At 65.8% G+C, this 22086-nt stretch carries 15 protein-coding genes; 7 read left to right on the forward strand and 8 right to left on the reverse strand.

Annotated elements, in window-relative coordinates:
- Positions 1-157 precede the first annotated feature (157 nt).
- Together ilvA and ACGLHT_RS25825 are read right to left on the reverse strand one after the other, a co-directional pair.
- On the reverse strand, positions 158-1717 hold the full coding sequence (gene ilvA, locus ACGLHT_RS25820; protein ID WP_274119901.1) for a threonine ammonia-lyase, biosynthetic: 1560 nt from the start codon (positions 1715-1717) through the stop codon (positions 158-160).
- Positions 1718-1898: 181 nt separating this feature from the next.
- Complete coding sequence (locus ACGLHT_RS25825; protein ID WP_003259966.1) at positions 1899-2330, reverse strand: PACE efflux transporter; 432 nt, start codon at positions 2328-2330, stop codon at positions 1899-1901.
- Between the two features lie 193 nt (positions 2331-2523).
- Between ACGLHT_RS25825 and nrfB the strand changes: the two genes are divergently transcribed.
- The 4 genes from nrfB (at position 2524) to ACGLHT_RS25845 (ending at position 9748) form a co-directional block, all read left to right on the forward strand.
- A complete protein-coding gene (gene nrfB, locus ACGLHT_RS25830; RefSeq protein WP_274119902.1) occupies positions 2524-4698 on the forward strand; it encodes a cyclic di-3',5'-guanylate-activated glycosyltransferase NrfB in 2175 nt (724 codons plus the stop codon).
- Entirely contained in the window at positions 4695-7700 is a 3006-nt protein-coding gene (locus ACGLHT_RS25835) for a phage receptor (RefSeq protein ID WP_274119903.1), read from the forward strand. Before nrfB ends, ACGLHT_RS25835 begins: the two co-directional genes overlap by 4 nt.
- Positions 7700-8539, forward strand: coding sequence for a DUF4434 family protein (locus ACGLHT_RS25840; protein ID WP_137164123.1), 840 nt, complete (start codon positions 7700-7702; stop codon positions 8537-8539). Before ACGLHT_RS25835 ends, ACGLHT_RS25840 begins: the two co-directional genes overlap by 1 nt.
- 117 nt (positions 8540-8656) lie before the next feature.
- Entirely contained in the window at positions 8657-9748 is a 1092-nt protein-coding gene (locus tag ACGLHT_RS25845; RefSeq protein ID WP_274119904.1) for a diguanylate cyclase, read from the forward strand.
- A 116-nt stretch (positions 9749-9864) separates the two neighbouring features.
- Here the strand turns inward: ACGLHT_RS25845 and ACGLHT_RS25850 are convergent, their stop codons facing one another.
- Both ACGLHT_RS25850 and ACGLHT_RS25855 read right to left on the reverse strand, forming a co-directional pair.
- Complete coding sequence (locus ACGLHT_RS25850) at positions 9865-11163, reverse strand: ATP-binding protein (protein ID WP_274119905.1); 1299 nt, start codon at positions 11161-11163, stop codon at positions 9865-9867.
- Between the two features lie 6 nt (positions 11164-11169).
- The gene (locus ACGLHT_RS25855) at positions 11170-11871 is read right to left on the reverse strand and encodes a response regulator transcription factor (RefSeq protein WP_003259958.1); all 702 of its coding nucleotides are present in this window, start codon (positions 11869-11871) and stop codon (positions 11170-11172) included.
- Between the two features lie 273 nt (positions 11872-12144).
- Between ACGLHT_RS25855 and ACGLHT_RS25860 the strand changes: the two genes are divergently transcribed.
- The 3 genes from ACGLHT_RS25860 to mobA all read left to right on the forward strand — a co-directional run bounded on the left by ACGLHT_RS25860 (position 12145) and on the right by mobA (position 17097).
- A complete protein-coding gene (locus tag ACGLHT_RS25860) occupies positions 12145-13320 on the forward strand; it encodes an efflux RND transporter periplasmic adaptor subunit (RefSeq protein ID WP_024087211.1) in 1176 nt (391 codons plus the stop codon).
- Between the two features lie 11 nt (positions 13321-13331).
- Positions 13332-16460: an efflux RND transporter permease subunit gene (locus tag ACGLHT_RS25865; protein ID WP_274119906.1), complete on the forward strand. Its 3129-nt coding sequence runs from the start codon at positions 13332-13334 to the stop codon at positions 16458-16460.
- Between the two features lie 61 nt (positions 16461-16521).
- Positions 16522-17097 carry a molybdenum cofactor guanylyltransferase MobA gene (gene mobA, locus ACGLHT_RS25870; RefSeq protein ID WP_085665539.1) on the forward strand — a complete coding sequence of 192 codons (576 nt, stop codon included), beginning with the start codon at positions 16522-16524 and terminating at the stop codon, positions 17095-17097.
- 229 nt (positions 17098-17326) lie between these two features.
- Here mobA and ACGLHT_RS25875 read toward each other — a convergent pair whose 3' ends face one another.
- The 4 genes from ACGLHT_RS25875 to peaB all read right to left on the reverse strand — a co-directional run bounded on the left by ACGLHT_RS25875 (position 17327) and on the right by peaB (position 22041).
- Positions 17327-19000: a fatty acid CoA ligase family protein gene (locus ACGLHT_RS25875; protein WP_137164127.1), complete on the reverse strand. Its 1674-nt coding sequence runs from the start codon at positions 18998-19000 to the stop codon at positions 17327-17329.
- Between the two features lie 131 nt (positions 19001-19131).
- A complete protein-coding gene (gene peaD / locus ACGLHT_RS25880; protein ID WP_274079207.1) occupies positions 19132-20253 on the reverse strand; it encodes a quinohemoprotein amine dehydrogenase subunit beta in 1122 nt (373 codons plus the stop codon).
- A gap of 32 nt (positions 20254-20285) precedes the next feature.
- Positions 20286-20609, reverse strand: a complete 324-nt coding sequence (gene qhpC / locus ACGLHT_RS25885; protein ID WP_004375838.1) for a quinohemoprotein amine dehydrogenase subunit gamma — start codon at positions 20607-20609, stop codon at positions 20286-20288.
- Between the two features lies 1 nt (position 20610).
- Positions 20611-22041 (reverse strand): quinohemoprotein amine dehydrogenase maturation protein, encoded by a 1431-nt coding sequence (peaB, locus tag ACGLHT_RS25890; RefSeq protein ID WP_013972844.1) that lies wholly within the window; start codon positions 22039-22041, stop codon positions 20611-20613.
- Between the last annotated feature and the right edge of the window lie 45 nt (positions 22042-22086).

Raw genomic sequence — 22086 nt, forward strand, 5'->3', positions numbered from 1 at the left:
TTCAACTATTGCGCATCAATCCTGGGGCCGCGTTGCGGCCCTTTCGCGACACAAGGCCGCTCCCACAGGTACAGCGACAACCTCGAGATCAACGCTACACCCGTGGGAGCTGGCTTGCCGGCGAAGAAGCCCGTACAGGCTGCATGAGGTTTGCGTATCAACCCAGGAACAGCTTGTACGCCGGGTTGTCGGTCTCATCCCAGTATCGGTACCCCATCTCATCCAGCGCCAACGGCAACCCCGCCAACTCATCCCTCGGTACTTCCAGCGCCGCAAATACACGTGCCTCAGCCGCACCATGGTTGCGGTAATGGAACAGGCTGATGTTCCAGCGCTTGCCAAGCCGCTCCAGAAAGCCCAGCAAGGCCCCCGGGCGCTCGGGGAATTCGAAGCGCAGCACCCGCTCGTCAGCGCCGGGCGCGGCATGGCCGCCAACGGTATGGCGCACGTGCAGCTTGGCCAGTTCGTTGTCGGTCAGGTCCAGTACGCTGTAGCCCTGCTCGCGCAGGCTGGCCAGCAACTGATCGCGCGGGTCGTGCAGCGGGTGTGTCTGCACACCCACGAACAGCCGCGCCTCCTTGCCGGGGTAATAGCGGTAGTTGAACTCGGTGATCTGCCGCTTGCCCAGTGCCTGGCAAAAGGCGCGGAAGCTGCCCGGCTGTTCCGGAATGGTGACAGCGATGATCGCCTCGCGCTGCTCGCCCAGTTCGGCACGCTCGGCCACATGGCGCAGGCGGTCGAAATTGACGTTGGCCCCGGAATCGATGGCCACCAGGGTCTGCCCCTGCACGCCGTCGCGCGCCACGTACTTCTTGATCCCGGCCACGGCCAGGGCCCCGGACGGTTCGGTGATCGAGCGGGTATCGTCATAGATGTCCTTGATCGCCGCGCACAGCTCGTCGCTGCTCACGGTCACCACTTCGTCAACGAAGTGCCGGCACAGCTCGAAGCAATGGGCGCCGATCTGTGCCACCGCCACACCATCGGCGAAGGTGCCGACCTGCGGCAGGATCACCCGCTCACCAGCGGCCATGGCAGCCTGCAGGCAGTTGGAGTCCTCCGGCTCGACGCCGATCACCTTCACCTCGGGGCGCAGGTACTTCACATAGGCGGCAATGCCAGCGATCAGCCCACCGCCACCCACCGGCACGAAGATGGCGTCCAGCGCACCCGGGCGCTGGCGCAGGATTTCCATGGCCACGGTGCCCTGCCCGGCGATCACATCCGGGTCGTCGAACGGTGGCACGAAGGTGGCGCCTTCGCTGTCGGCCAGTTTCAGCGCATGGGCCAAGGCATGGGGGAAGCTCTCGCCGTGCAGTACTACATGACCACCGCGCGAGCGTACACCCTCCACCTTCAGCGACGGCGTGGTGGTAGGCATGACGATGGTGGCCTTCATGCCCAGGTGCGATGCCGCCAGGGCCACGCCCTGGGCATGGTTGCCCGCAGAGGCGGTGATCACCCCGCGCTCGCGCTGCACGGTACTCAGCCGTGACAGGCGGGTATACGCACCGCGGATCTTGAACGAAAAGGTAGGCTGCAGGTCTTCCCGCTTCAGCAATACCTGGTTGCCCAGGCTGGCAGATAACGCAGGCGCAGCTTGCAAAGGCGTTTCGATGGCCAGGTCGTACACCGGGGCGGCAAGAATGCGCCGCACCTGCTCCGACAGCAGTTGCTGGGGGGTGACGGTAGAACGAGGGCTGACGAAGCTGGTCATCGATGACTCCTTGGCTGTGTTCACGTTGCCCAGGAGTCAGAGAGAAGAAACCCGCCTCCAGGGCGGGTTCGGTGCACGTACGCGCTAGCCCGCCAAACTGATAATGGCGGTAATAATAATGGCGTTGACGTGCTGGAAAGTTTTCATGGGGTAGGAACTTAGCCGGTAGCGCAGCACAAAGTCAACACTTGGCCTGCTGCGCCGAAAGCGGCACATCGAATACCTTGTCGAAGCCCCACTGGAAGACAAACGCATAAACGAAGAAAAACACGAACAACGCCAGGTTGGTCAGCAACGCCGCCCACAGGCTGACATCCAGCCAGTACGCCACCAGCGGCAGCAGGATCAGCACCAGCCCGCCCTCGAAGCCCAGCGCATGCAGCAGGCGCCGCAGGAACGTGCGCTCACGCCGGTGCTGGCGCGCTTCCCAGCGTTCGAACACCCAGTTGTAGGCCATGTTCCAGCTCATCGCGATGCCCGACATCAGCACCGACAGCACGGTCGACTGCGCCATGCCGGCACCAAACGCCAGCTCCAGCGCGGGCGCCACGCAGGCGACGGCGATGGCCTCATAAAGGATGGCCTGGACGATCTTGCGTGCCTTGCCTTGCATGTTCAGCTCCCTGGGTAAACGACCTGTAAAACTACAAGAAGTGGCCCACAAGAAAAAGCCTGAAATTTGGACAACCCCGCGTTCGGCTGCTTGTATCTATCCAGTACAAACGGCAGCAAGTCGTACAACTTCGTCCAGGGAATCGAACGAGGATAAAGACGATGGCCCACCCCTTCCTGTCGGTGACCGGCAAATGAGCCTGGTATTCATCGACTTCCTCACCTACGTGCTGTTCGGCCTGAAGATCCTCGCGATCATCCTGGCCTCGCTGATGTTCCTGCTGGGTCTGGATGATCTGTTCATCGACCTGTGCTACTGGGGCCGCAAGCTGATCCGGCGCTTTCGCATCTACGACAAGTACGAGAAAGCCGACGAAAAACGCCTGTTCGAGGTACCGGAGAAACCGCTGGCCATCATGGTCCCGGCCTGGAACGAAGTGGGCGTGGTGGGCGAGATGGCGCGCCTGGCTGCCTCGACCATCGACTACGAGAACTACCAGATCTTCGTCGGCACCTACCCCAACGACCCGCAAACCCAGGCCGATGTCGACGCCGTGTGCCTGCACTACCCCAACGTGCACAAGGTGGTCTGCGCTCGCCCCGGCCCCACCAGCAAGGCCGACTGCCTGAACAACATCATCGACGCGCTGCTGCGCTTCCAGCAGGACGCCGGCATCGAGTTTGCCGGTTTCATCCTGCACGACGCCGAAGACGTGATCTCGCCCATGGAGCTGCGCCTGTTCAACTACCTGCTGCCGAACAAGGACATGATCCAGATCCCGGTGTACCCCTACGCACCGGAATGGAAAGGCTTCACCGCCGGCCACTATGTCGATGAGTTTGCCGAAAACCACGGCAAGGACGTGATCGTGCGCGAGGCCCTGACCGGCCAGGTGCCCAGCGCCGGGGTCGGCACCTGCTTCAGCCGCCGCGCCATCAGCGCGCTGCTCGAGGACGGTGACGGCATCGCTTTCGACGTGCAGAGCCTCACCGAAGACTACGACATCGGCTTCCGCCTGAAGCAGAAGGGCATGAAGTGCATTTTCGCCCGCTACTCCATCACCGACCCGGCGCTGACCCTGAAGCAGGAATGGCGCCCGGGCATGAGCCGCGAATTTTCCCAGGTGATCTGCGTGCGCGAGCACTTCCCGCGCGACTGGCAGCATGCCATCCGGCAAAAGTCGCGGTGGATCGTCGGCATCGTGTTCCAGGGCACCAGCAACCTCGGCTGGAGTCGCAAGGGCGCGCTCAACTACTTCCTCTGGCGCGACCGCCGCGGCCTGTTCGCCTACCTGCTGAGTTTCCTGGTCAACCTGTTGCTGCTGGTGTTGCTGGCCATGTGGCTGGTCACGGTGATTGCGCCAGAGTCGTGGCGCTTCATGTCGATCCTCAGCGACAGCTGGCTGCTGACCACCTTGCTGTGGCTGAACGGGCTGATGCTGTTCAACCGCCTGTTCCAGCGCGCCTGGTTCGTCACCAGCTTCTATGGCATTGGCGAAGGGCTGCTGTCGGCACCGCGGATGATGTGGAGCAACTTTGTCAACTTCTTCGCCAACCTGCGCGCCCTGCGCCAGGTGATGGAAATGGGTGACTCGCGGCGCGTGGCCTGGGACAAGACCACTCACGAATTCCCCGCCATCGCCGCCCCCGCCCGCACGCCGCTGGGCCAGCGCCTGGTAGCCAAGGGCCTGATCAGCGACGAACAGCTGCAACAGGCGATCACCAGCCCGGTACGCCGGCGCCTGGGCCGCGAACTGCTGCTGCGCGGCTGGCTGAACAGCGAACAGCTGGTCGCCACCCTGGCCGAGCAGATGGACCTGCCCTGGGCACCGCTCAACCCGTTCAAGCTCGACCCGCAGCTGATCGCCAAACTGCCGCGCAAGCTGGCGACGCACTATGGCGTGCTGCCGGTGGCCGAAGACGGCGACACGCTGGTGCTGGCCAGCGAAAGCCCGGTCAGCCAGGTGTCGCTGGGGGTAATCAGCCGCCACCTGAAGCGCCCGGTCAGCGCCCGCCTGGCGCCCCAGGGCCGGGTGACCCTGGGCCTGCGCTACCACTACCCAAGCCCCTGGCAGAAGCCGGAAACCCGCGACATGCTGGCCATCCTCGAGCGCCACCAGGACGACGAAGTGCTGCTGGAACAGGTCAGCCACCACCAGGTGATGCTCGGCGCCCTGCTGCAGGTGCGCGGCATGGTCCCGGTCACTTTGTTCAACCAGGCGCTGATCGACTTCGACCCGGAACACCAGAGCCTCGGCGAGCACCTGATTGCCCGCGGCATCATCACCGAGCAGGTGCTGCAGCAGGCCCTGATCGAACAGGCCAGCGAACAGCAGGCCGCCTTTGACCTGACCCGGGAGGTGGCATGAAGCCGCGCTTTTCCCTCACTTTCACTGGCTTGTTGCTGTGCTCCGCCGCCCTGCCCTGCGCCGCTTCGGCGCCGATGACCGACTTTCAGCGGTTCACCAGCTACCCGTTCATGGAGCGCAGCTACCGCGAAGCGAAGAAGGACAACTGGGCCGAGGTCGAACGCCTGACCCGCCACGTGCTGGGCCGGGTGCCGAACAACGACGAAGCCCGCGCGCTGCTGGTGGAGGCCCTGGCTCACCAGCGCCGCTACAAGGAGGCCGAGGCCCTTGCCGAACAGTTGGGCGACAGCCCCGAATACGCCAACGCCCTGCTTGAACTGCGCCTGGCCTGGATCGAACAAGACCCGCCGCCGGCCAGCCAGGTGGAACAGTGGCTGGCCAGCAGCGACGGCACCCACCGGGTACGCCTGTGGCAGGCCTATAGCCTGAGCCTGGCCAAATACGGTGGTGCCGCCAAGGCGCTGGACTGGCTCAACCATCTGCCGCCTCAGGGGGACGGCCAAGTGCTGCGTCTGGCCCGGGCCAACTTCGCCGAGCAACTGCGCAACTGGAAGGAAACCATCGAACAGCTGCAGCCGCTGGCCGACCAAGGCCAGTTGCCTGCGCAAGACTGGCAGCGCCTGGCCAATGCCTATATCCAGCAGGTAGATGAAAAAGGGCTGAACGCGCTGCTGCCCAGCGCCCCTTCCCCCGAAGCAGCCAACCAGGCCCGCCTGGCCATGGCCAACCGCGCCATCGCCGTCGGCCAGAACCAGCAGGCCCGGCATTGGCTGCAGGCACTGCCCGCCGCGCAGCTGAACCAGCCCGAGCAGCGCCAGCAACTGTGGGAGCTGGCCCGCGAAGGCGATGACGCGCCGCTGGTACAGCGCCTGAGCAACGAACTGCAACGCCCCTGCCTGGAAACCGTCGACTGGCTGTCGCGCCGCGACCCGGAGCTGGCGCGCGAGCAGTTCAAGGGCTGCACCGCCAGCACCGACCCAAGGGCCTACGCCGTGCTCAAGCAACGCCTGTACGGCGACCCGCCCCAGCCGCCGCAACCACGCACCGCCGCCGAATGGGAGCAGCGCTATCGGCAGAGCGGCGATATGGCCGCACTGGAGCAAGCCACCTTCCTGCTGATACAACAGGGCCATGGCGAACACGCCCGGCAACTGCTGGAGCAGGCCTACGACCGCCACCAGGGCCGCCTTGCACCGTCGCTGCTGCAGCGCCTGGGCAACCTGTATGCGCGCAACGACGGGCCGCTGGACAGCCGCCGCATGCTCGGCCTGATCCCTCGGGTCGACGCCAGTACCCGGGCCCAGCTGCTCGGCCGCCTGGCCGAGGCTGGCCAGTGCGATGCCGTGCGCCAGGCCGTACCGGCCACCCCGAGCGAGCCCGGCCAGTACCGCGCCTTGGGCCGCTGCGCCATGCCCGACCAGCCCGGCGAAGCGGTGGTCTACTACCAGGCCGCCGAGCGCCTGGGCGACAGCGAGAGCCGCTTGCCCCTGGCCTATGCCCTGGAAGCCGCTGGCGACTCCGAAGCGGCCCTGCCCATCTGGCGCACCCAGCCGGACAGCGCCTGGACCGACAACGCCCGCCTCACCGCCGCCCGTGGCGCGCTGAACGCCGGCGACGCACAAGCGGCCCGGCGCTATTGGGACGCCGCCGCGCACGATAGCGCCGACGACTGGGCCCTGGGTGCCGCCATCGCCCAGCGCCAAGGCGATTACCAGGCCGCGCTGGGCTTCCAGCGCCAGGCCCTGGCACACAACCCGCGGGCCGACCACTACTACGCTGCCTCCAGCACCGCGCAACTGGCTGGCGACAGTGCCCAGAGCAGCGCCTGGCTGGCCGAAGCCGTGCGCCTGGCCCCCGACCAGCCACGCTACCGCGCCGACTACGGCATGCGCCTGGCCAGCTCGACGGACAAGGCCCAGCGCCGCCAGTCGATCCCCTACCTGGAGCGCGCCACCCACGACTTCCCCGAGGACTACCGCCTTGGCGAGACGCTGGCCTTGCGCTACGACGAAGCCGAAGACAGCGCTTCGGCGCGCCGCGAACTGCGCCGCATCCTCGATGTGGAGCAGGACCTGGTCGACGGCGACGACGAATACGGCAGCCTGGAAGCCCGCAAGTACCGCCAGCGCCGCGCCCACGAAAGCCTGTCGCGGCGCGACACCATCACCCTGGCCAGCACCTGGTCGCCGGCCGGCACCTCGACCAACGACAAGTTCCTCGACAATGGCCAGCGCAGCGGCACTTCGCGCCGCGCGCAATCGCAGAACGTGCAGCTGGCCATGTGGGACCACGCACTGGGCGAAGAGCCCAGCCGCAACGGCAGCACTCTGTCGGTGTATGGCCGGGTACTGTTCGGTGGGCAAAGCCGCACCGACTACGCGCAAAGCATGGGCACCGGTGTCGGCCTGCGCTACAAGCCATTCGGCCAGGCCAACCTCAACCTGTATGCCGAGCTGTACCACCAGCGTCAGATCGACGAAGAGCACTATCGCGGGCTGAGCCTGGGCCAGCTGCTGAGCCCGGCCAAGGTCGGCGGCAACTGGGGCGACCTGCGTCACCACGCCGAATCGAGCAACGACCTGCTGTTGCGTGCCACCGCCTCGTTCCTCGACCAGGGCGACTGGCGCAACGACTGGCGGGTCGATGAAGACGACTGGAACGAGCGCTTCCTCTACCTCGACGCCGCCTGGTGGACCCGTGCCGGCGACCACGCCTGGCTGTCGCGCTACCAGCAGGGCCACGCCTGGAAGCTGCCGGGCAGCTCGCCGCAAACCATCATGCCCTATGGCTTTGTCGAGTTTTCCAGCCAGGACCCGAGCAACGACTGGCGCCAGGACGCCCGGGCCGGGGTTGGTGTGCGCTGGCAATGGTGGTTCGATGACGACCGCTACAACGCCTACCGCGGTTCGCTGAAAGTGCGTGCCGAATACCAGCAATCGCTGGGCGGCAATCTATACGAGCGCGCCAACGGCGTGCTGGTCGGTGCGGAGATGACCTTCTGATGCGTACGTTCCTGGCCCTCTGCCTGCTTGCCCTGTGCCTGCCAGCCAGCGCCGACCAGCGCCTGTTCTACCAACCCCTCAACCGCGACGCCAATGTCACCCCCGCCCAGTGGCAGCAACTGTGGCACGCCACCGTGGCCCAGGGCGGCAAGACCCTGATCGTGCAGTGGAGCGCCTATGGCGACAGCGATTTCGGCGGTGCCCGGGGCTGGCTGGCCGACAGCCTGCGCAGCGCGCGAGCCCAGGGCCTGCAACTGGTGCTGGGGCTGTACATGGACCCGGCCTACTACCAGCGCATCGACGAGCTGGACGGTGAAGGCCTGAACAGTTACTGGAAGGCGCAGCTGGGGCGCTCGCTCAGCCAGTACCAGCAACTGCGCCAGGCGTGGCAGTTGCCGGTGGACGGCTGGTACCTGCCCATGGAGCTGGACGACCATCATTTTCGCGAGGCCGAGCGCCGGGATGCCCTCTACAAACAGTTGCAGGCCTTCAACCGGCAGTTGGACAAGCCTTTGCATATCAGCGCTTTCAGCGCTGGCAAACTCTCACCGCGGGTCAATGCCGCATGGCTGGATCAACTGGCCGGGTTGGGCTTGACTGTGTGGTGGCAGGATGGCGCCGGGACCGGGCGCTTGCCCGCGTTGGTGCGCCAGGGCTACGAGCAGGCCTTGCCGTGCGGGGTAGGCGTGGTGCGCGAGGCGTTCCGCCAGGTGAGCGCGCCAGGCCAGGCGTTTCGGGCTGAGCCTGCCCAGCCGAAGCTGGGCGCCGGGTGCCATGCCGAGGCGGTGTTCGACCTGCGTTACCGGCCATGGGCCCGGGGTGTTCTGCCCACCAATTGAGTCTCCAGGACCGGCCTCTTCGCGGGCAAGCCCGCTCCCACAGGTTCCTATCCCTGTGGGAGCGGGCGTGCCCGCGAAAGGGCCGGGCCAGGCATAGCAGTACTCACAGGAGCCCGAATGTTCAAGACCATCGAAGCCCACGTTCGCAAACAGGTCGCCCCAGCCGCCCTGCGCGCCGAATTCCGCCAGCACGAATTCGAGGCCATGCGCCCATTCTGCCTGTTGGTATTCTGCGTCAGCATCCTGATCTGGCTGGTCTTCGACCTGATCGTCAGCTTCCTCGGCGGCCAGGGTTTCACCTGGCTGTCCTATCTGTTCATCACCCTGCTCGGCGCCCTCACCGTGGTACTGCGGTTCGCCCGTCGCAGCCATCATTTCGATGTGCTCAACCTGCTGTTCATCGCCTCCATCACCCTGGGCATGCGCCTGGTGATCGAAGGCATACCGGTGGCCCTGCGCCCGGTGTGGCTGGTGCTCGGGGTCTCCACCGTGCTGTATGCCGTGTCGGTGCTACCGGTGCGGCGCTGGTCGTTCTTCTGCGCCATGGCCATCACCTGGGTGGTGCTCAACCCGTTCTACCACACCCGTATCGGGCCGGACGAACTCGAAGGCGCCATGCTGATCAGCTACGCGGTGTTCCTCAGCGGCCTGGTCATCTACAGCTACCTGCAGATGCGCAAGGCCAAGCTGCACAACTTCTACCTGTCCAAGGTGCTGCTGGACCAGGCCTATGTCGATGCCCTGACCGAAATCCCCAACCGCCGTTCGTTCATGGCCCAGGCCGACCGCCAGCTGCGCCTGGCCACGGCCGAGCAGTACCTGGCGATGATCGACATCGACAACTTCAAACGGGTGAATGACCGTTTCGGCCATGACGTGGGCGATGAAGTGCTCAAGCGCGTGGCCCTGCATATCAAGGCGAGCATGGCCGGTTACGAGTTTGCCCGATTGGGCGGCGAGGAATTCGCGATCTTTTTCCAGGGGCTGGATCAGCAAGGCGCCGAGCAACGGGTGGCGGCGCTGTGCCAACGGGTGCGCGAAGACGTTGGCGAGCACCCGGTGACTGTCAGCATCGGCCTGGCCCGGGTGGACCAGGGCGACAGCCTGACCACGGCGCTGGTGCGCGCCGACCAGGCGCTGTACGAGGCCAAGCACAGTGGCAAGGACCGGTTTGTGCTGTGGTCTGCCCGGCTGGCAGAAAGTGATTAGCAGGCCCGGCCTCTTCGCGGGCTCGCCCGCTCCCACAGGGACCGCACCGGCTTCGAACCCTGTGAATGCCCTGTGGGAGCGGGCAAGCCCGCGAAAGGGCCGGTACAGGCAGCCCTTCACCCGGCAGGCAAGCGAATCCGGAACTGCGCGCCACCCAACGCCGACTGCGCCACGGTCAAGGTGCCACCTTGCCCCTCGATCGCCCGCCGGCTGATCGCCAACCCCAGGCCAAACCCGCCGGTATTGCGGTCACGGCTACGGTCCAGGCGGTAGAACGGCTGGAAAATCCGCTCGCGCTCCTCCACCGGAATACCAATCCCGTCATCCTCCACCGTCACCAGGCAGGCGCCATCGTCTTCCAGGCGCAAGCGCAGCAACAGGCTCTCGTCGCAGTAACGCATGGCGTTGCGCACCAGGTTCTGCACCGCCCGTGCCGTCAGCCGTGGGTCCAGCACAAAACGCGGCAGATCCCCCTCGGCCCGCACCTCCCACAGGATACCCCGGCCATCGAGCTCCTCGGCAAAGCCGCCGAGCACGCTGTCGACCAGCTCCAGCAACGACACCTCGACCCGCTCGCGGGCCTGGTCGGCGTTGTACAGCCGGCTGTAGGACAACAGCTCCAGCACCAGCTCATCCAGCTCACGCACATGCCCCACCAGCTCCAGCAGGCGCTTGCGGCTGGCCGGCGGCACTTCGTCGAACAGCAGCACCAGGCCGAAATCCAGCCGGGTCAGCGGCGTGCGCAACTCGTGCGACACCGCATTGAGCAGCTCGCGCTGCTGGTTGACGTGGCGCTCCAGGTCACTGGCCATGGTGTCGAACACCCCGGCCAGCTCACCGATGTTGGAGTGCGGCGAGATGTGCGTACGCTCGGCCATCTGCCCCTGGCCCAGGCGCCGGGCGGTTTCCTTGAGGCGCTCCAGGTCGCGCCAGTGCGGCCATACCCACAGCAGCAGGCAACCGAGCATGGCTGCACCGATCAGTACGGTCACGCCCCACGACAGCACGTTGATATCCAGCGGGTCTGGCGGTGAGTGCAGGCGCACCAGCCATTCCTTGTCCAGCGGCGCCAGCACCGTCTCGTAGTAGCCCCATTCGGCGATGCGCACGGCGTACAGGCCGTGCTCCAGGCGCGCCTGCTCGTCCTCGCTCAGGTCAGCCTGGTCCATGCGCAGCAGCTGCAGTTCCAACGGCGCGAAATCACTGGCCAGCTCTTGCTCCACCGCCGGCCACTGCTCGCGCGGGGCCTGGCGGAACTGGCGCACGATCAGCGACTGCACGCCCTTGGCCTGGTCCAGGTTGTAGGCCATGAAGCGGTCCTGGAACAGGCCGACGATGGTGTCGGGGATGAACAACAGCGCACCGGCATAGGCAACGATGATCACCAGGTACAGCCGCACCAGAATCTTCAGCATGGGCGGTCAGCACTCCCACTCGACACGGCTGAACAGGTAGCCCTTGCCCCACACGGTCTTGATCTTGCGCGCTTCGCCGGCGTTGTCGTCGAACTTGCGCCGCAGCTTGGAGATGGCCACATCCACCGAGCGGTCGGTGCCGTTGAACTCGATACCCCGCAGTTGCTGCAGGATGCGGTCGCGGTTCAGCACTTCGCCGGCATTGCGCGCCAGTACCACCAGCAGGTTGTACTCGCCACTGGACAGCTCCACCTCTTCGCCGCGCCAGCTCACGGTGCGCTCGGCCAGGTCGATGCGCAGGCCACCGATCAGGATCAGGTCGTTGTCCAGGCGCGGCTCGTTGACGCTGCTGCGGCGCAGCAAAGTGCGCACGCGGGCCAGCAGCACTCGCGGCTCGCAGGGTTTGGTCACGTAGTCGTCGGCGCCCATTTCCAGGCCCAGGACCTGGTCGTGGCTGTCGTCGCGGGCGGTCAGCATCAGGATCGGCAGGCCCTGCGACTCCTGGCGCAGCAGGCGGCACAGCTGCAGGCCATCGATGCCCGGCAGCATCAGGTCGAGGATGACCAGGTCGGGCTTTTGCCGGCGGTACTCGTCCAGCACATGATCGCCGCGGGCGATCACCTGGACATGGAAGTCGTTGCGTTGCAGGTAGCTGGCGATCAGCTCGGACAGGGCGCTGTCGTCTTCGACCAGGAAAATATTCGGCATAGGCGCTTGGGAATCTGGCTTGGGGTAAGACCTCACCGGCCTCTTCGCGGGCTTGCCCGCTCCCACAGGGACCCAACAGCACTTGAAAGCTGTGCAGTCCCTGTGGGAGCGGGCAAGCCCGCGAAGAGGCCGACACAGGAATACTCAGGATATAGAACACTACAGGCAGACAGGATTGTTCTTCACACTTTTTCACACTCGTCCTACAGGTATTAACAGCCACCCAAGGAACGCCTGCCGTAGCATACCGGTGGTCATCATCGGAAGATCCGTATGTCTACTACCCTCCCCCCACGCTTGCGCCCGTTGGCGCTTCTGGCGTTCCTGAGCCTGTCCCTGGCCGGCTGCGACGACAGCGCCGAACAGGAAGAACAGGCCCCCACCCCGCAAGTGCGGGTGGAAACCCTGCAACTGCAGCCACTGGCCATCAGCAGTGAGCTCAGCGGCCGTATCCTCGCACCGCGCACCGCAGAAGTGCGTGCGCGCGTCGCGGGCGTGGTGCTCAAGCGGGTTTATCGCGAAGGCAGCGACGTCAAGCAGGGCGATGTGCTGTTCCTGATCGACCCGGCACCGTTCAAGGCCGACCACGACAGCGCCCGCGCCACCCTGGCCAAGGCCGAGGCCACCCTGTACCAGGCGCGCCTGCAGGAGCAGCGCTACCGCGAGCTGGTCGACGACAAGGCGGTCAGCCGCCAGGAATACGACAACGCCAAGGCCAGCTACCTGCAGGCCGATGCCGCAGTGGCCGAGGCCAGGGCCGCCCTGGAACGCGCCCGCCTCAACCTCGGCTACGCCACCGTGACCGCGCCGATTTCCGGCCGTATCGGCCGCGCCCAGGTCACCGAAGGTGCGCTGGTCGGGCAGAACGAGACCACGCCACTGGCGACCATCCAGCAGCTGGACCCGATCCACGCCGATGTCACCCAGTCGACCCGCGAGCTCAACGCCCTGCGCCGTGCCCTGCGTGCCGGCGAGCTGCAGCAGGTCGGTGACGGCCAGGCCCGGGCCACGCTGATCCAGGACGATGGCAGCACCTACCCGCTGCCGGGCAAACTGCTGTTCTCCGACATCAGCGTCGACCCCAGCACCAACCAGATCACCCTGCGCAGCGAGTTCCCCAACCCGGACCTCGACCTGCTGCCCGGCAGCTACGTGCGCGTGCGCCTGGAGCAGGCCGTGCAGCCCAAGGGCCTGAGCGTGCCGCAGCGCGCCATCCTGCGTGACAGCGCTGGCGTGCCCAAGGTGCTGGTGGTCGACCCGCAGGCCCGGGTCAGCGACCGCCAGGTAGTACTGGGCAGCGCCCAGGGCGACCGCTGGATCGTCAGCGAAGGCCTGGCCCCCGGCGAGCGGGTGGTGGTCGAGGGCCTGCAACACGTCAAGGCCGGTGACCAGGTGCAGGTCGACAACGCATCAGGGGCATCGCCCATCGCACAGCACACTGGCCAGTGAGGGCCTGATTCATGCCGCAATTCTTCATCGACCGCCCGGTATTCGCCTGGGTGGTCGCCCTGTTCATCCTGCTGGCCGGTGCCCTGGCCATCCCGCAGCTGCCGGTGGCCCAGTACCCCAACGTGGCCCCGCCGCAGGTGGAAATCTACGCCGTGTACCCGGGCGCCTCGGCGGCGACCATGGACGAGAGCGTGGTCAGCCTGATCGAGCAGGAGCTCAATGGCGCCGACAACCTGCTGTACTTCGAGTCGCAGAGCAGCCTGGGCAGCGCCACCATCACCGCCACCTTCGCCCCGGGCACCAACCCGGACCTGGCCCAGGTCGACGTGCAGAACCGCCTGAAGGTGGTCGAGTCGCGCCTGCCGCGCCCGGTAACCCAGCAAGGCCTGCAGGTGGAAAAGGTCTCCACCGGCTTCCTGCTGCTGGCCACCCTCACCTCCGAAGACGGCAAGCTCGACGAAACCGCTCTGTCGGATATCCTCGCGCGCAACGTGATGGACGAGATCCGTCGCCTGAAGGGCGTCGGCAAGGCCCAGCTGTATGGTTCGGAACGTGCCATGCGCATCTGGATCGACCCGCGCAAGCTGATCGGCTTCAACCTCACGCCCAACGACGTGGCCGAGGCCATTTCCGCGCAGAACGCCCAGGTGGCCCCCGGCAGCATTGGTGACCTGCCCACCCGTGGCACCCAGGAAATCACCGCCAACGTGGTGGTCAAGGGCCAGCTGAGCACCCCGGAGGAGTTCGCCGGGATTGTCCTGCGTGCCAACCCGGACGGTTCCACGGTGACCATCGGCGATGTCGCCCGGGTCGAGATCGGTGCCCAGGAATACCAGTACGGCACGCGCCTGAACGGCAAGCCGGCCACCGCCTTCAGCGTGCAGCTGTCGCCGGGCGCCAACGCCATGGAAACCGCCACCCTGGTGCGGGCGAAGATGCAGGACCTGGCGCGCTACTTCCCCGAAGGCGTCAAGTACGACATCCCCTACGACACCTCGCCATTCGTCAAGGTGTCGATCGAGCAGGTCATCAACACCCTGTTCGAGGCCATGCTGCTGGTGTTCGCGGTGATGTTCCTGTTCCTGCAAAACCTGCGCTACACCCTGATCCCGACCCTGGTGGTGCCGGTGGCCCTGATGGGCACCTTCGCCGTGATGCTGGCCATGGGCTTCTCGGTCAATGTGCTGACCCTGTTCGGCATGGTGCTGGCCATCGGCATCCTGGTCGACGATGCCATCGTGGTGGTGGAGAACGTCGAGCGGATCATGGCCGAGGAAGGCCTGCCGCCCAAGGAAGCTACGCGCAAGGCCATGGGCCAGATCAGCGGTGCGATCGTCGGCATTACCCTGGTGCTGGTGGCGGTGTTCCTGCCCATGGCCTTCATGCAAGGCTCGGTGGGGGTGATCTACCAGCAGTTCTCGCTGTCGATGGCAGTGTCGATCCTGTTCTCGGCGTTCCTGGCCCTCAGCCTGACCCCGGCGCTGTGTGCCACCCTGCTCAAGCCGGTGGCCAAGGGCGAGCACCACGAACGCAAGGGCTTCTTCGGCTGGTTCAACCGCCGCTTCGAGGGCATGAGCAACGGCTACCAGCGCTGGGTGATGCAGGCGCTCAAGCGCAGCGGCCGCTACCTGCTGGTATACGCGCTGCTGCTGGCGGTGCTGGGCTATGGCTTCAGCCAGCTGCCCACGGCGTTCCTGCCCACCGAAGACCAGGGCTACACCATCACCGATATCCAGCTGCCGCCTGGCGCCAGCCGCATGCGCACCGAACAGGTGGCGGCACAGATCGAGGCGCACAACGCCGAAGAGCCCGGCGTGGGTAACACCACCTTGATCCTGGGTTTCAGCTTCTCGGGCAGCGGGCAGAACGCGGCACTGGCCTTCACCACGCTCAAGGACTGGTCCGAACGCGGCGCCGACGACAGCGCCCAGTCGATTGCCGACCGCGCGACCATGGCCTTCACCCAGCTCAAGGACGCCGTGGCCTACGCCGTGCTGCCGCCGCCGATCGACGGCCTTGGCGAGTCGACCGGCTTCGAGTTCCGCCTGCAGGACCGCGGCGGCATGGGCCACGCCGAGCTGATGGCCGCCCGCGACGAGCTGCTGGCCAATGCCGGCAAGAGCAAGGTGCTGACCAACGTGCGCGAAGCCTCGCTGGCGGAAAGCCCGCAGGTACAACTGGAAATCGACCGCCGCCAGGCCAACGCCCTGGGCGTATCGTTTGCCGATATCGGCTCGGTGCTGGACGTGGCCGTGGGTTCCAGCTACGTCAACGACTTCCCCAACCAGGGCCGCATGCAGCGGGTGGTGGTGCAGGCCGAAGGCGACCAGCGCAGCCAGGTCGAAGACCTGCTGAAGATCCACGTGCGCAACGACAGCGGCAAGATGGTGCCACTGGGTGCCTTCGTCCAGGCCAGGTGGGTCAGCGGCCCGGTGCAGCTGACCCGCTACAACGGCTACCCGGCGGTGTCGATTTCCGGCGAACCGGCGGCCGGCTACAGTTCGGGCGAAGCCATGGCAGAGATCGAGCGCCTGGTCGCCCAGCTGCCGGCCGGCGCCGGCCTGGAATGGACGGGCCTGTCGCTGCAGGAGCGGCTGTCCGGCAGCCAGGCACCGATGCTGATGGCGCTGTCGTTGCTGGTGGTGTTCCTGTGCCTGGCTGCGCTGTACGAAAGCTGGTCGATCCCCACCGCAGTACTGCTGGTAGTACCGCTGGGCGTGCTCGGTGCGGTGCTGGCGGTGACCCTGCGCGGCATGCCCAACGACGTGTTCTTCAAGGTCGGCCTGATCACCCTGATCGGCCTGTCGGCGAAGAACGCCATCCTGATCATCGAGTTCGCCAAGAGCCTGGTCGACCAGGGCGTCGATGCCGCCGACGCCGCCGTGCAGGCCGCGCGCCTGCGCCTGCGGCCGATCGTGATGACCTCGCTGGCGTTCATCCTGGGCGTGGTGCCACTGGCCATTGCCAGCGGCGCCAGTTCGGCCAGCCAGCAGGCGATCGGCACCGGGGTGATCGGCGGCATGCTCAGCGCCACCTTGGCAGTGGTGTTCGTGCCGGTGTTCTTCGTGGTGGTGATGCGCCTTGCCGGGCGACGCCAGGCGGGTAATGCCGACACGCAGGCCGTGACCAGCGAAAGCTGACTGGACAAGCCCCGCGTGAAATGGGAGGGTTCCCGGCAATGACTGCCCGGAACCCTTTTTCATGCCTGATGCCCTGCCCCCCTGCTCCATCCTCATTCTCGCCGGTGGCCGCGGCCAGCGCATGGGCGGCCGCGACAAGGGCCTGGTCGACTGGCAGGGCGAACCGCTGGTGGCGCATGTGCAGCGCGTGGTACGGCCGCTCAGCGATGACTTGGTGATTTCCTGCAACCGTAACCAGCAGGCCTACCGGGCGTATGCCGACCAGTTGGTGGGCGATGCCGAGGCGGACTACCCCGGGCCGTTGGCGGGGGTGATTGCCGGGCTCAAGGTGGCGCGGCATGAATGGGTGGTGCTGCTGGCCTGTGATGCACCGCTGGTTGACCGAGGGTTGATCGAGGACCTGCTGCGGCTGGCAGTGACCAGTGACAGTGCGGCCATGGTGCGCCAGGGTGGGTACTGGCAGCCGATGTTCAGCGTGCTGCCACGCCGGGTGTTGCCGGTGCTGGAGCAGGCCTGGGCGGCGGGCGAGCGGAGTTTGCAGAAGGCCTTGCTGCGTGAAGCGGTGCAAGGGCTGGAATGTGCCGACGATGATCGCAGGTTGAGCAACTTCAACAGCCCGGAGCTGTTGCAAGGCTGAGGTCATCTGCTGCCTGTACTGGCCTCTTCGCGGGCACGCCCGCTCCCACAGGTTCTCCACTGCCCTTGAGGCCTGCGCGGTCCTTGTAGGAGCGGCCTTGTGTCGCGAAAGGGCCGCAAAGCGGCCCCGGGATTTCAGCAGCGATGCATGAATTGCCGGGGCTGCTGTGCAGCCCTTTCGCGACACAAGGCCGCTCCTACAGAGGCCCCATTTCCCTTCAGCTGGTGATTTACCCGGCAGACAATTCCTCGACACTGATCTCGCGCATGCGGAACTTCTGCACCTTGCCGGTCACCGTCATCGGGAACTCATCGACAAAGCGGAAGTACCGCGGCACCTTGAAGTGCGCGATCCGCGCCTTCGCCCAATCGCGCAGTTCCTCCGCACTGGCCGTATGCCCCGGGTGCAGCCGCACCCAGGCCACGATCTCTTCACCGTACTTGCTGCACGGCACGCCAATCACCTGCACATCGGCCACCGCCGGGTGGGTGAAGAAGAACTCCTCCAGCTCGCGCGGGTAGATGTTCTCGCCGCCGCGAATGATCATGTCCTTGCTGCGCCCGACAATACGCACATACCCCTGCTCGTCCATCACCGCCAGGTCGCCGGTGTGCATCCAGCCGTCCTCATCGATGCTTTCGGCCGTGGCCTTGGGGTTGTTCCAGTAGCCCAGCATCACGCTGTAACCCCGCGTGCACAGCTCGCCAATCTCGCCACGCGGCACGCTGTTGCCATCGGCATCGATCACCTTGTTCTCCAGCCGCGGCTGGGTGCGCCCGACGCTGGTCACGCGGCGCTCGAGGTCGTCGCTGGCGCCGGTCTGCAGCGACACCGGGCTGGTTTCGGTCATGCCGTAGGCAATCTGCACCTCGGCCATGTGCATCTCGCCGATAACCCGGCGCATCACTTCGATCGGGCAGGTGGCACCGGCCATGATCCCGGTGCGCAGGCCCGACAGGTCGAACTCGCCGCGCTGGGGGTGGTCCAGTTCGGCGATGAACATGGTCGGCACACCATACAACGCCGTGGCCTTTTCTTCCGCCACCGCACGCAGGGTGGCCAGCGGGTCGAAGGCGTCGTTGGGGTAGATCAGGGTGCTGCCGTGGGTCATGCAACCGAGGTTGGCCATGACCATGCCAAAGCAGTGGTACAGCGGCACCGGCACCACCAGCCGGTCATGCTCGGTCAGGCCCAGGCTTTCACCGACCATGTAACCGTTGTTGAGGATGTTGCTGTGGCTGAGGGTGGCGCCTTTCGGGAAACCGGTGGTGCCCGAGGTGTACTGGATATTGATCGGGTCGTCGCAGCGCAGCTGTGCCTGGCGCTCGGCCAGGGCTTCGCGGCTTACGGCCGCGGCACGGGCCTGCAGGTCGTGCCAGGCCAGGAAGCCCGGCGGTGGCGCGACGGCCAGGCTGACCACACCGCGCAGCTCGGGGAAGCGTTCGCAGATCAGGGCGCCCGGCTGGCCGCCGGCCAGGCCCGGGACCAGCCCCAGCAGCATGGCGTGGTAGTCGGAGGTCTTGAACGCGTCGGCGCAGATCACCCAGCGGCAGCCGGACTGGCCGAGGGCGTAGTCCAGTTCGCTGGAGCGGTAGGCCGGGTTGATGTTGACCAGGATCGCGCCCACCTTGGCGCTGGCGAACTGGGTGATGCACCACTCTGCGCAGTTGGGTGCCCAGATACCGAGGCGGTCACCGGGCTGCACGCCCAGGGCCATCAGCGCACGGGCATGCTGGTCGACGGCTTCGGCCAGTTGCTGCCAGGTGTAGCGCAGGGCCTGGTGGCAAACGACCAAAGCGTCACGTTCGGGGAAGCGGGCGACGGTGGTGTCGAAGGCGTCGCCGATGCACTGGGTAAGCAGGGGTTTGTCCTGGTTGCCCTGGGAGTAGCTTGGCTGGGGCATGGGCGGTCTCTTGTTGTTCTTGTGTTGATTGAGCGGGCCTCTTCGCAGCACAAGGCTGCTCCTACATTGGAGCGCAGTAGCCTGTAGGAGCAGCCTTGTGCTGCGAAAAGGCCAGTGAAGCCACCCTGGAGCTAACGGATGAACACCTGCGGCGTAGTGGTGGACATGTCCCCACCCGGCAACTTGATGTTCTTCACTTTCTCCAGCGTATCCGGGTTGAACACCGCCAGGTCATTGAAGGTGCCGCCCAGGTACAACTTGTCGCCCTTCGTGTCGAAGGCCACGCAGTAGTAAGTGTGGTCCAGATTCGCCGCCTTGATCAGCTTGCGCTGTTCGAGGTCGTACTTGGCCAGGCGGTTGAGCACGCCGTAGATCTGGTTCGGGTCTTTCGGCGAACGCAGCCCGGTGAAGTACAGCTCGGTCAGGTCGGCAAATTCCTGGGTGTGGGTCTTGCCGGTCTTCAGGTCGACGCTCAGGTAGCCATACAGCAGATCGGCGGTGGCCGGGTCCTGCTTGTCATCCTTGAACCTGGCAATGGTGTACAGCATCGAGAACTCGTGGCGCGGGCTCTGGTGCGGCCAGAAGTACAGCACGTCCGGGGCGCTGTAGCCTTTGCGGTTCCAGTTGCGCAGCGGCAAGGCCACCGTGTACTTGCCGGTCTTCACGTCCATCTTGTAGATGTCCGGCCCGGCGACGTACAGGCTGCCATCGTCCGCCGCACGCATCAGGTACACCTGGCGCGGCATCGGGAAGGTGCGCACCGGCTTGGCCTCCAGGCCATCGGCGGTGCTGAACACTTCCAGCCGCGGTGGCTTGACCACGTAGTGGTCGTTCAGGCGCTGGGTCGGGTTGACCGTGGCGTACACTTCCTTGCCGTCCGGGCTGATGGCGAACGAGTACATCGACCTGCCCACCTCACCCGGCACACTGGACAGGTTGGCGTGGAAGGTGTTCTTGCAGGTGTCCAGGTCGATGCCGTAGATGTCGCCGTAGTGGTTGTTGAGCACGTAGGCGGTGCGGTTGTCCGGCGCCATCATCGCGGTGCCGGGGCCGAACTTGTCGGGCATCACGCAGCTCTTGTATACCGTGTCATTGGCCACATCGACCACGTGCAGGTTGTTCGGGTAGTTGGTCACGATCATGTATTCGTGACCAGCCTTCAGCGCCGGCCCGGTGTCGGCGGCCTGTACCAGCCCGGCACAGGCCGTGGCGGCGATGGTGAGCGCGAGTGACGCGCAGCGTCCAGCTTTCATGCGGTTTCCCCTTGTCATTCTTGTTGGGCCGGTCACTTGTCTTTCGGGAACACGGTGCCGAGGTTGCGCCAGTCTTCCGCCGAGTTGCTCGCCTGGGCGTTCCAGTCCTGGTAGGTGCTCATCATGTCCGGCACCTGGGCCGGCCACCAGCAAGGGTCGGAGCAGCCATACAGGTCGGCCTCCATCGGCTGGCACAGCGAGCTCACGCCACCAAAGGCGTCCACTTCCCAGCCCGGGTCGGTGGTGGCGGTGCAGCCCGCCACCGCGCTCATGGCCATGACTTCTTCGACGCGGTCTTCGGCGGCGGCCTGCTCGAGGATGCGCGCCTTGTTGTTCAGGGGCTTCAAGTGCTTCATGTCAGTGCGCCTTCCGCGGGGTGATGTAGCGATCGATGAAGGCCGGGTTGGCGGCCATGATGCGGCTGTAGACTTCGATGCCGAAGTCGACCCAGTCGCGCATCAGTTCGCAATAGTGGTAGGTCGGGTGCTGCGGGTCGCCATAGCGGGCATAGCTTTCGTGGTAGCAGCCGCCGGAGCACAGGTTGCGGATGCGGCAGCTGTCGCAGCCGGTATTGCTGCGGTCCAGGCGCTGCGACAGGAAGTCGTTGAGCTGCGCCTGCTTCACGCCCTGGTGCACATTGCCGAAGGTCGGCAGGCTGGAGCCGGTGAAGCGGTGGCACAGGTTCAGCTCGCCCTCATGGTCCACGGCCAGCATCTTCAGCCCGGCGCCGCATGGCAGGGCCTTCTTGTGGCCTTCGTGGATGTCGGTGATCAGCTGGTGCAGGTTGGAAAAGCCGATGTTGCGGTGCTCCAGCGCAGCCTCCAGGTAACGCCGGCCCAGCGCCTTCATGTTGGCGAACACCTGCACCAGTTCTTCGCCGGTGAGGTTGAAGTTGGCCATGTCGCCGGAGGTGACCGGGGCAAAGCCGACTTCAGCGAAGCCCAGTTCGTTGAACAGGTGGTTCCAGATGGTCTCGACGTCGGTGATGCCACGGGTCAGCGTGACCCGCGCGCCCACCGGGCGGCTGTGGTAGCGCGACAGCAGCATGTCGACCTTGCGCCGCACCACGTCATAGGTGCCCTGCCCGCCCACGGTGATGCGGTTTCGGTCGTGCACGGTCTTGGGGCCGTCGATGCTGATCGACAGGCCGAAGCGGTGGGCATTGAGCCAGTCGATGATCTCTTCGGTGAGCAAGGTGGCATTGGTGGTCATGATGAACTCCACCTGCTTGCCGGCCTCGGCGAAGCGCCGCTCGCAGTAGGCGACCATGTGCTCGATCAGTGGCCGGTTGGACAGCGGCTCGCCACCGAAGAACACCACGCTGTAGCGCTGCTCGTCGGGCGACTCCTTGAGCAGCATCTCCACCGAAGCCTCGGCGGTGGCGGTACTCATCTTCTTGCCCGCGGACGGTTTGTCCAGGTCTTCCTTGTAGCAGTAGGTGCAGCTGAGGTTGCAGCCGGTGTTGACGTTGAGCACCACGGTGTTCAGCGCCGTGCGCTCGACCTGCTTGAGGGCGATTTCCGGGGTCAGCGGCGAGCCGTCGCTGACCAGTTCCAGCGCGATCAGCTCGCGCAGGGTGTCCTGGATATCGCTGCCGGCAAACTGCTGGCCAAGGCGCTGCATCAGCTCCTCGGCCGAGCAGCCTTGCTGGCGCAGGGTGTCGATGATGCCGCCGGTCACCGCGTCGGCGGTAAACAGCGAACTGCTGGGGATATGGAACAGCATGCGGTCGGCGTCGACCTGCACTTCATGCAGGTTGCGTTCGACCAGGTTCAGTAGCGCGCCCATGGCGACCTCCCGATAAACGATCCGTTGGAAAACCGTAAGCCCCCT

This window comes from Pseudomonas sp. PsB (genome assembly GCF_043658375.1).
Classification (GTDB): Bacteria; Pseudomonadota; Gammaproteobacteria; order Pseudomonadales; family Pseudomonadaceae; genus Aquipseudomonas; species Aquipseudomonas putida_Z.

Excerpts from the sequence above, each read along its gene's own strand:
- ilvA (WP_274119901.1), bottom strand. The coding sequence starts at position 1,717 with ATGACCAGCTTCGTCAGCCCTCGTTCTACCGTCACCCCCCAGCAACTG.
- ACGLHT_RS25825 (WP_003259966.1), bottom strand. The coding sequence starts at position 2,330 with ATGCAAGGCAAGGCACGCAAGATCGTCCAGGCCATCCTTTATGAGGCC.
- nrfB (WP_274119902.1), top strand. The coding sequence starts at position 2,524 with ATGAGCCTGGTATTCATCGACTTCCTCACCTACGTGCTGTTCGGCCTG.
- ACGLHT_RS25835 (WP_274119903.1), top strand. The coding sequence starts at position 4,695 with ATGAAGCCGCGCTTTTCCCTCACTTTCACTGGCTTGTTGCTGTGCTCC.
- ACGLHT_RS25840 (WP_137164123.1), top strand. The coding sequence starts at position 7,700 with ATGCGTACGTTCCTGGCCCTCTGCCTGCTTGCCCTGTGCCTGCCAGCC.
- ACGLHT_RS25845 (WP_274119904.1), top strand. The coding sequence starts at position 8,657 with ATGTTCAAGACCATCGAAGCCCACGTTCGCAAACAGGTCGCCCCAGCC.
- ACGLHT_RS25850 (WP_274119905.1), bottom strand. The coding sequence starts at position 11,163 with ATGCTGAAGATTCTGGTGCGGCTGTACCTGGTGATCATCGTTGCCTAT.
- ACGLHT_RS25855 (WP_003259958.1), bottom strand. The coding sequence starts at position 11,871 with ATGCCGAATATTTTCCTGGTCGAAGACGACAGCGCCCTGTCCGAGCTG.
- ACGLHT_RS25860 (WP_024087211.1), top strand. The coding sequence starts at position 12,145 with ATGTCTACTACCCTCCCCCCACGCTTGCGCCCGTTGGCGCTTCTGGCG.
- ACGLHT_RS25865 (WP_274119906.1), top strand. The coding sequence starts at position 13,332 with ATGCCGCAATTCTTCATCGACCGCCCGGTATTCGCCTGGGTGGTCGCC.
- mobA (WP_085665539.1), top strand. The coding sequence starts at position 16,522 with ATGCCTGATGCCCTGCCCCCCTGCTCCATCCTCATTCTCGCCGGTGGC.
- ACGLHT_RS25875 (WP_137164127.1), bottom strand. The coding sequence starts at position 19,000 with ATGCCCCAGCCAAGCTACTCCCAGGGCAACCAGGACAAACCCCTGCTT.
- peaD (WP_274079207.1), bottom strand. The coding sequence starts at position 20,253 with ATGAAAGCTGGACGCTGCGCGTCACTCGCGCTCACCATCGCCGCCACG.
- qhpC (WP_004375838.1), bottom strand. The coding sequence starts at position 20,609 with ATGAAGCACTTGAAGCCCCTGAACAACAAGGCGCGCATCCTCGAGCAG.
- peaB (WP_013972844.1), bottom strand. The coding sequence starts at position 22,041 with ATGGGCGCGCTACTGAACCTGGTCGAACGCAACCTGCATGAAGTGCAG.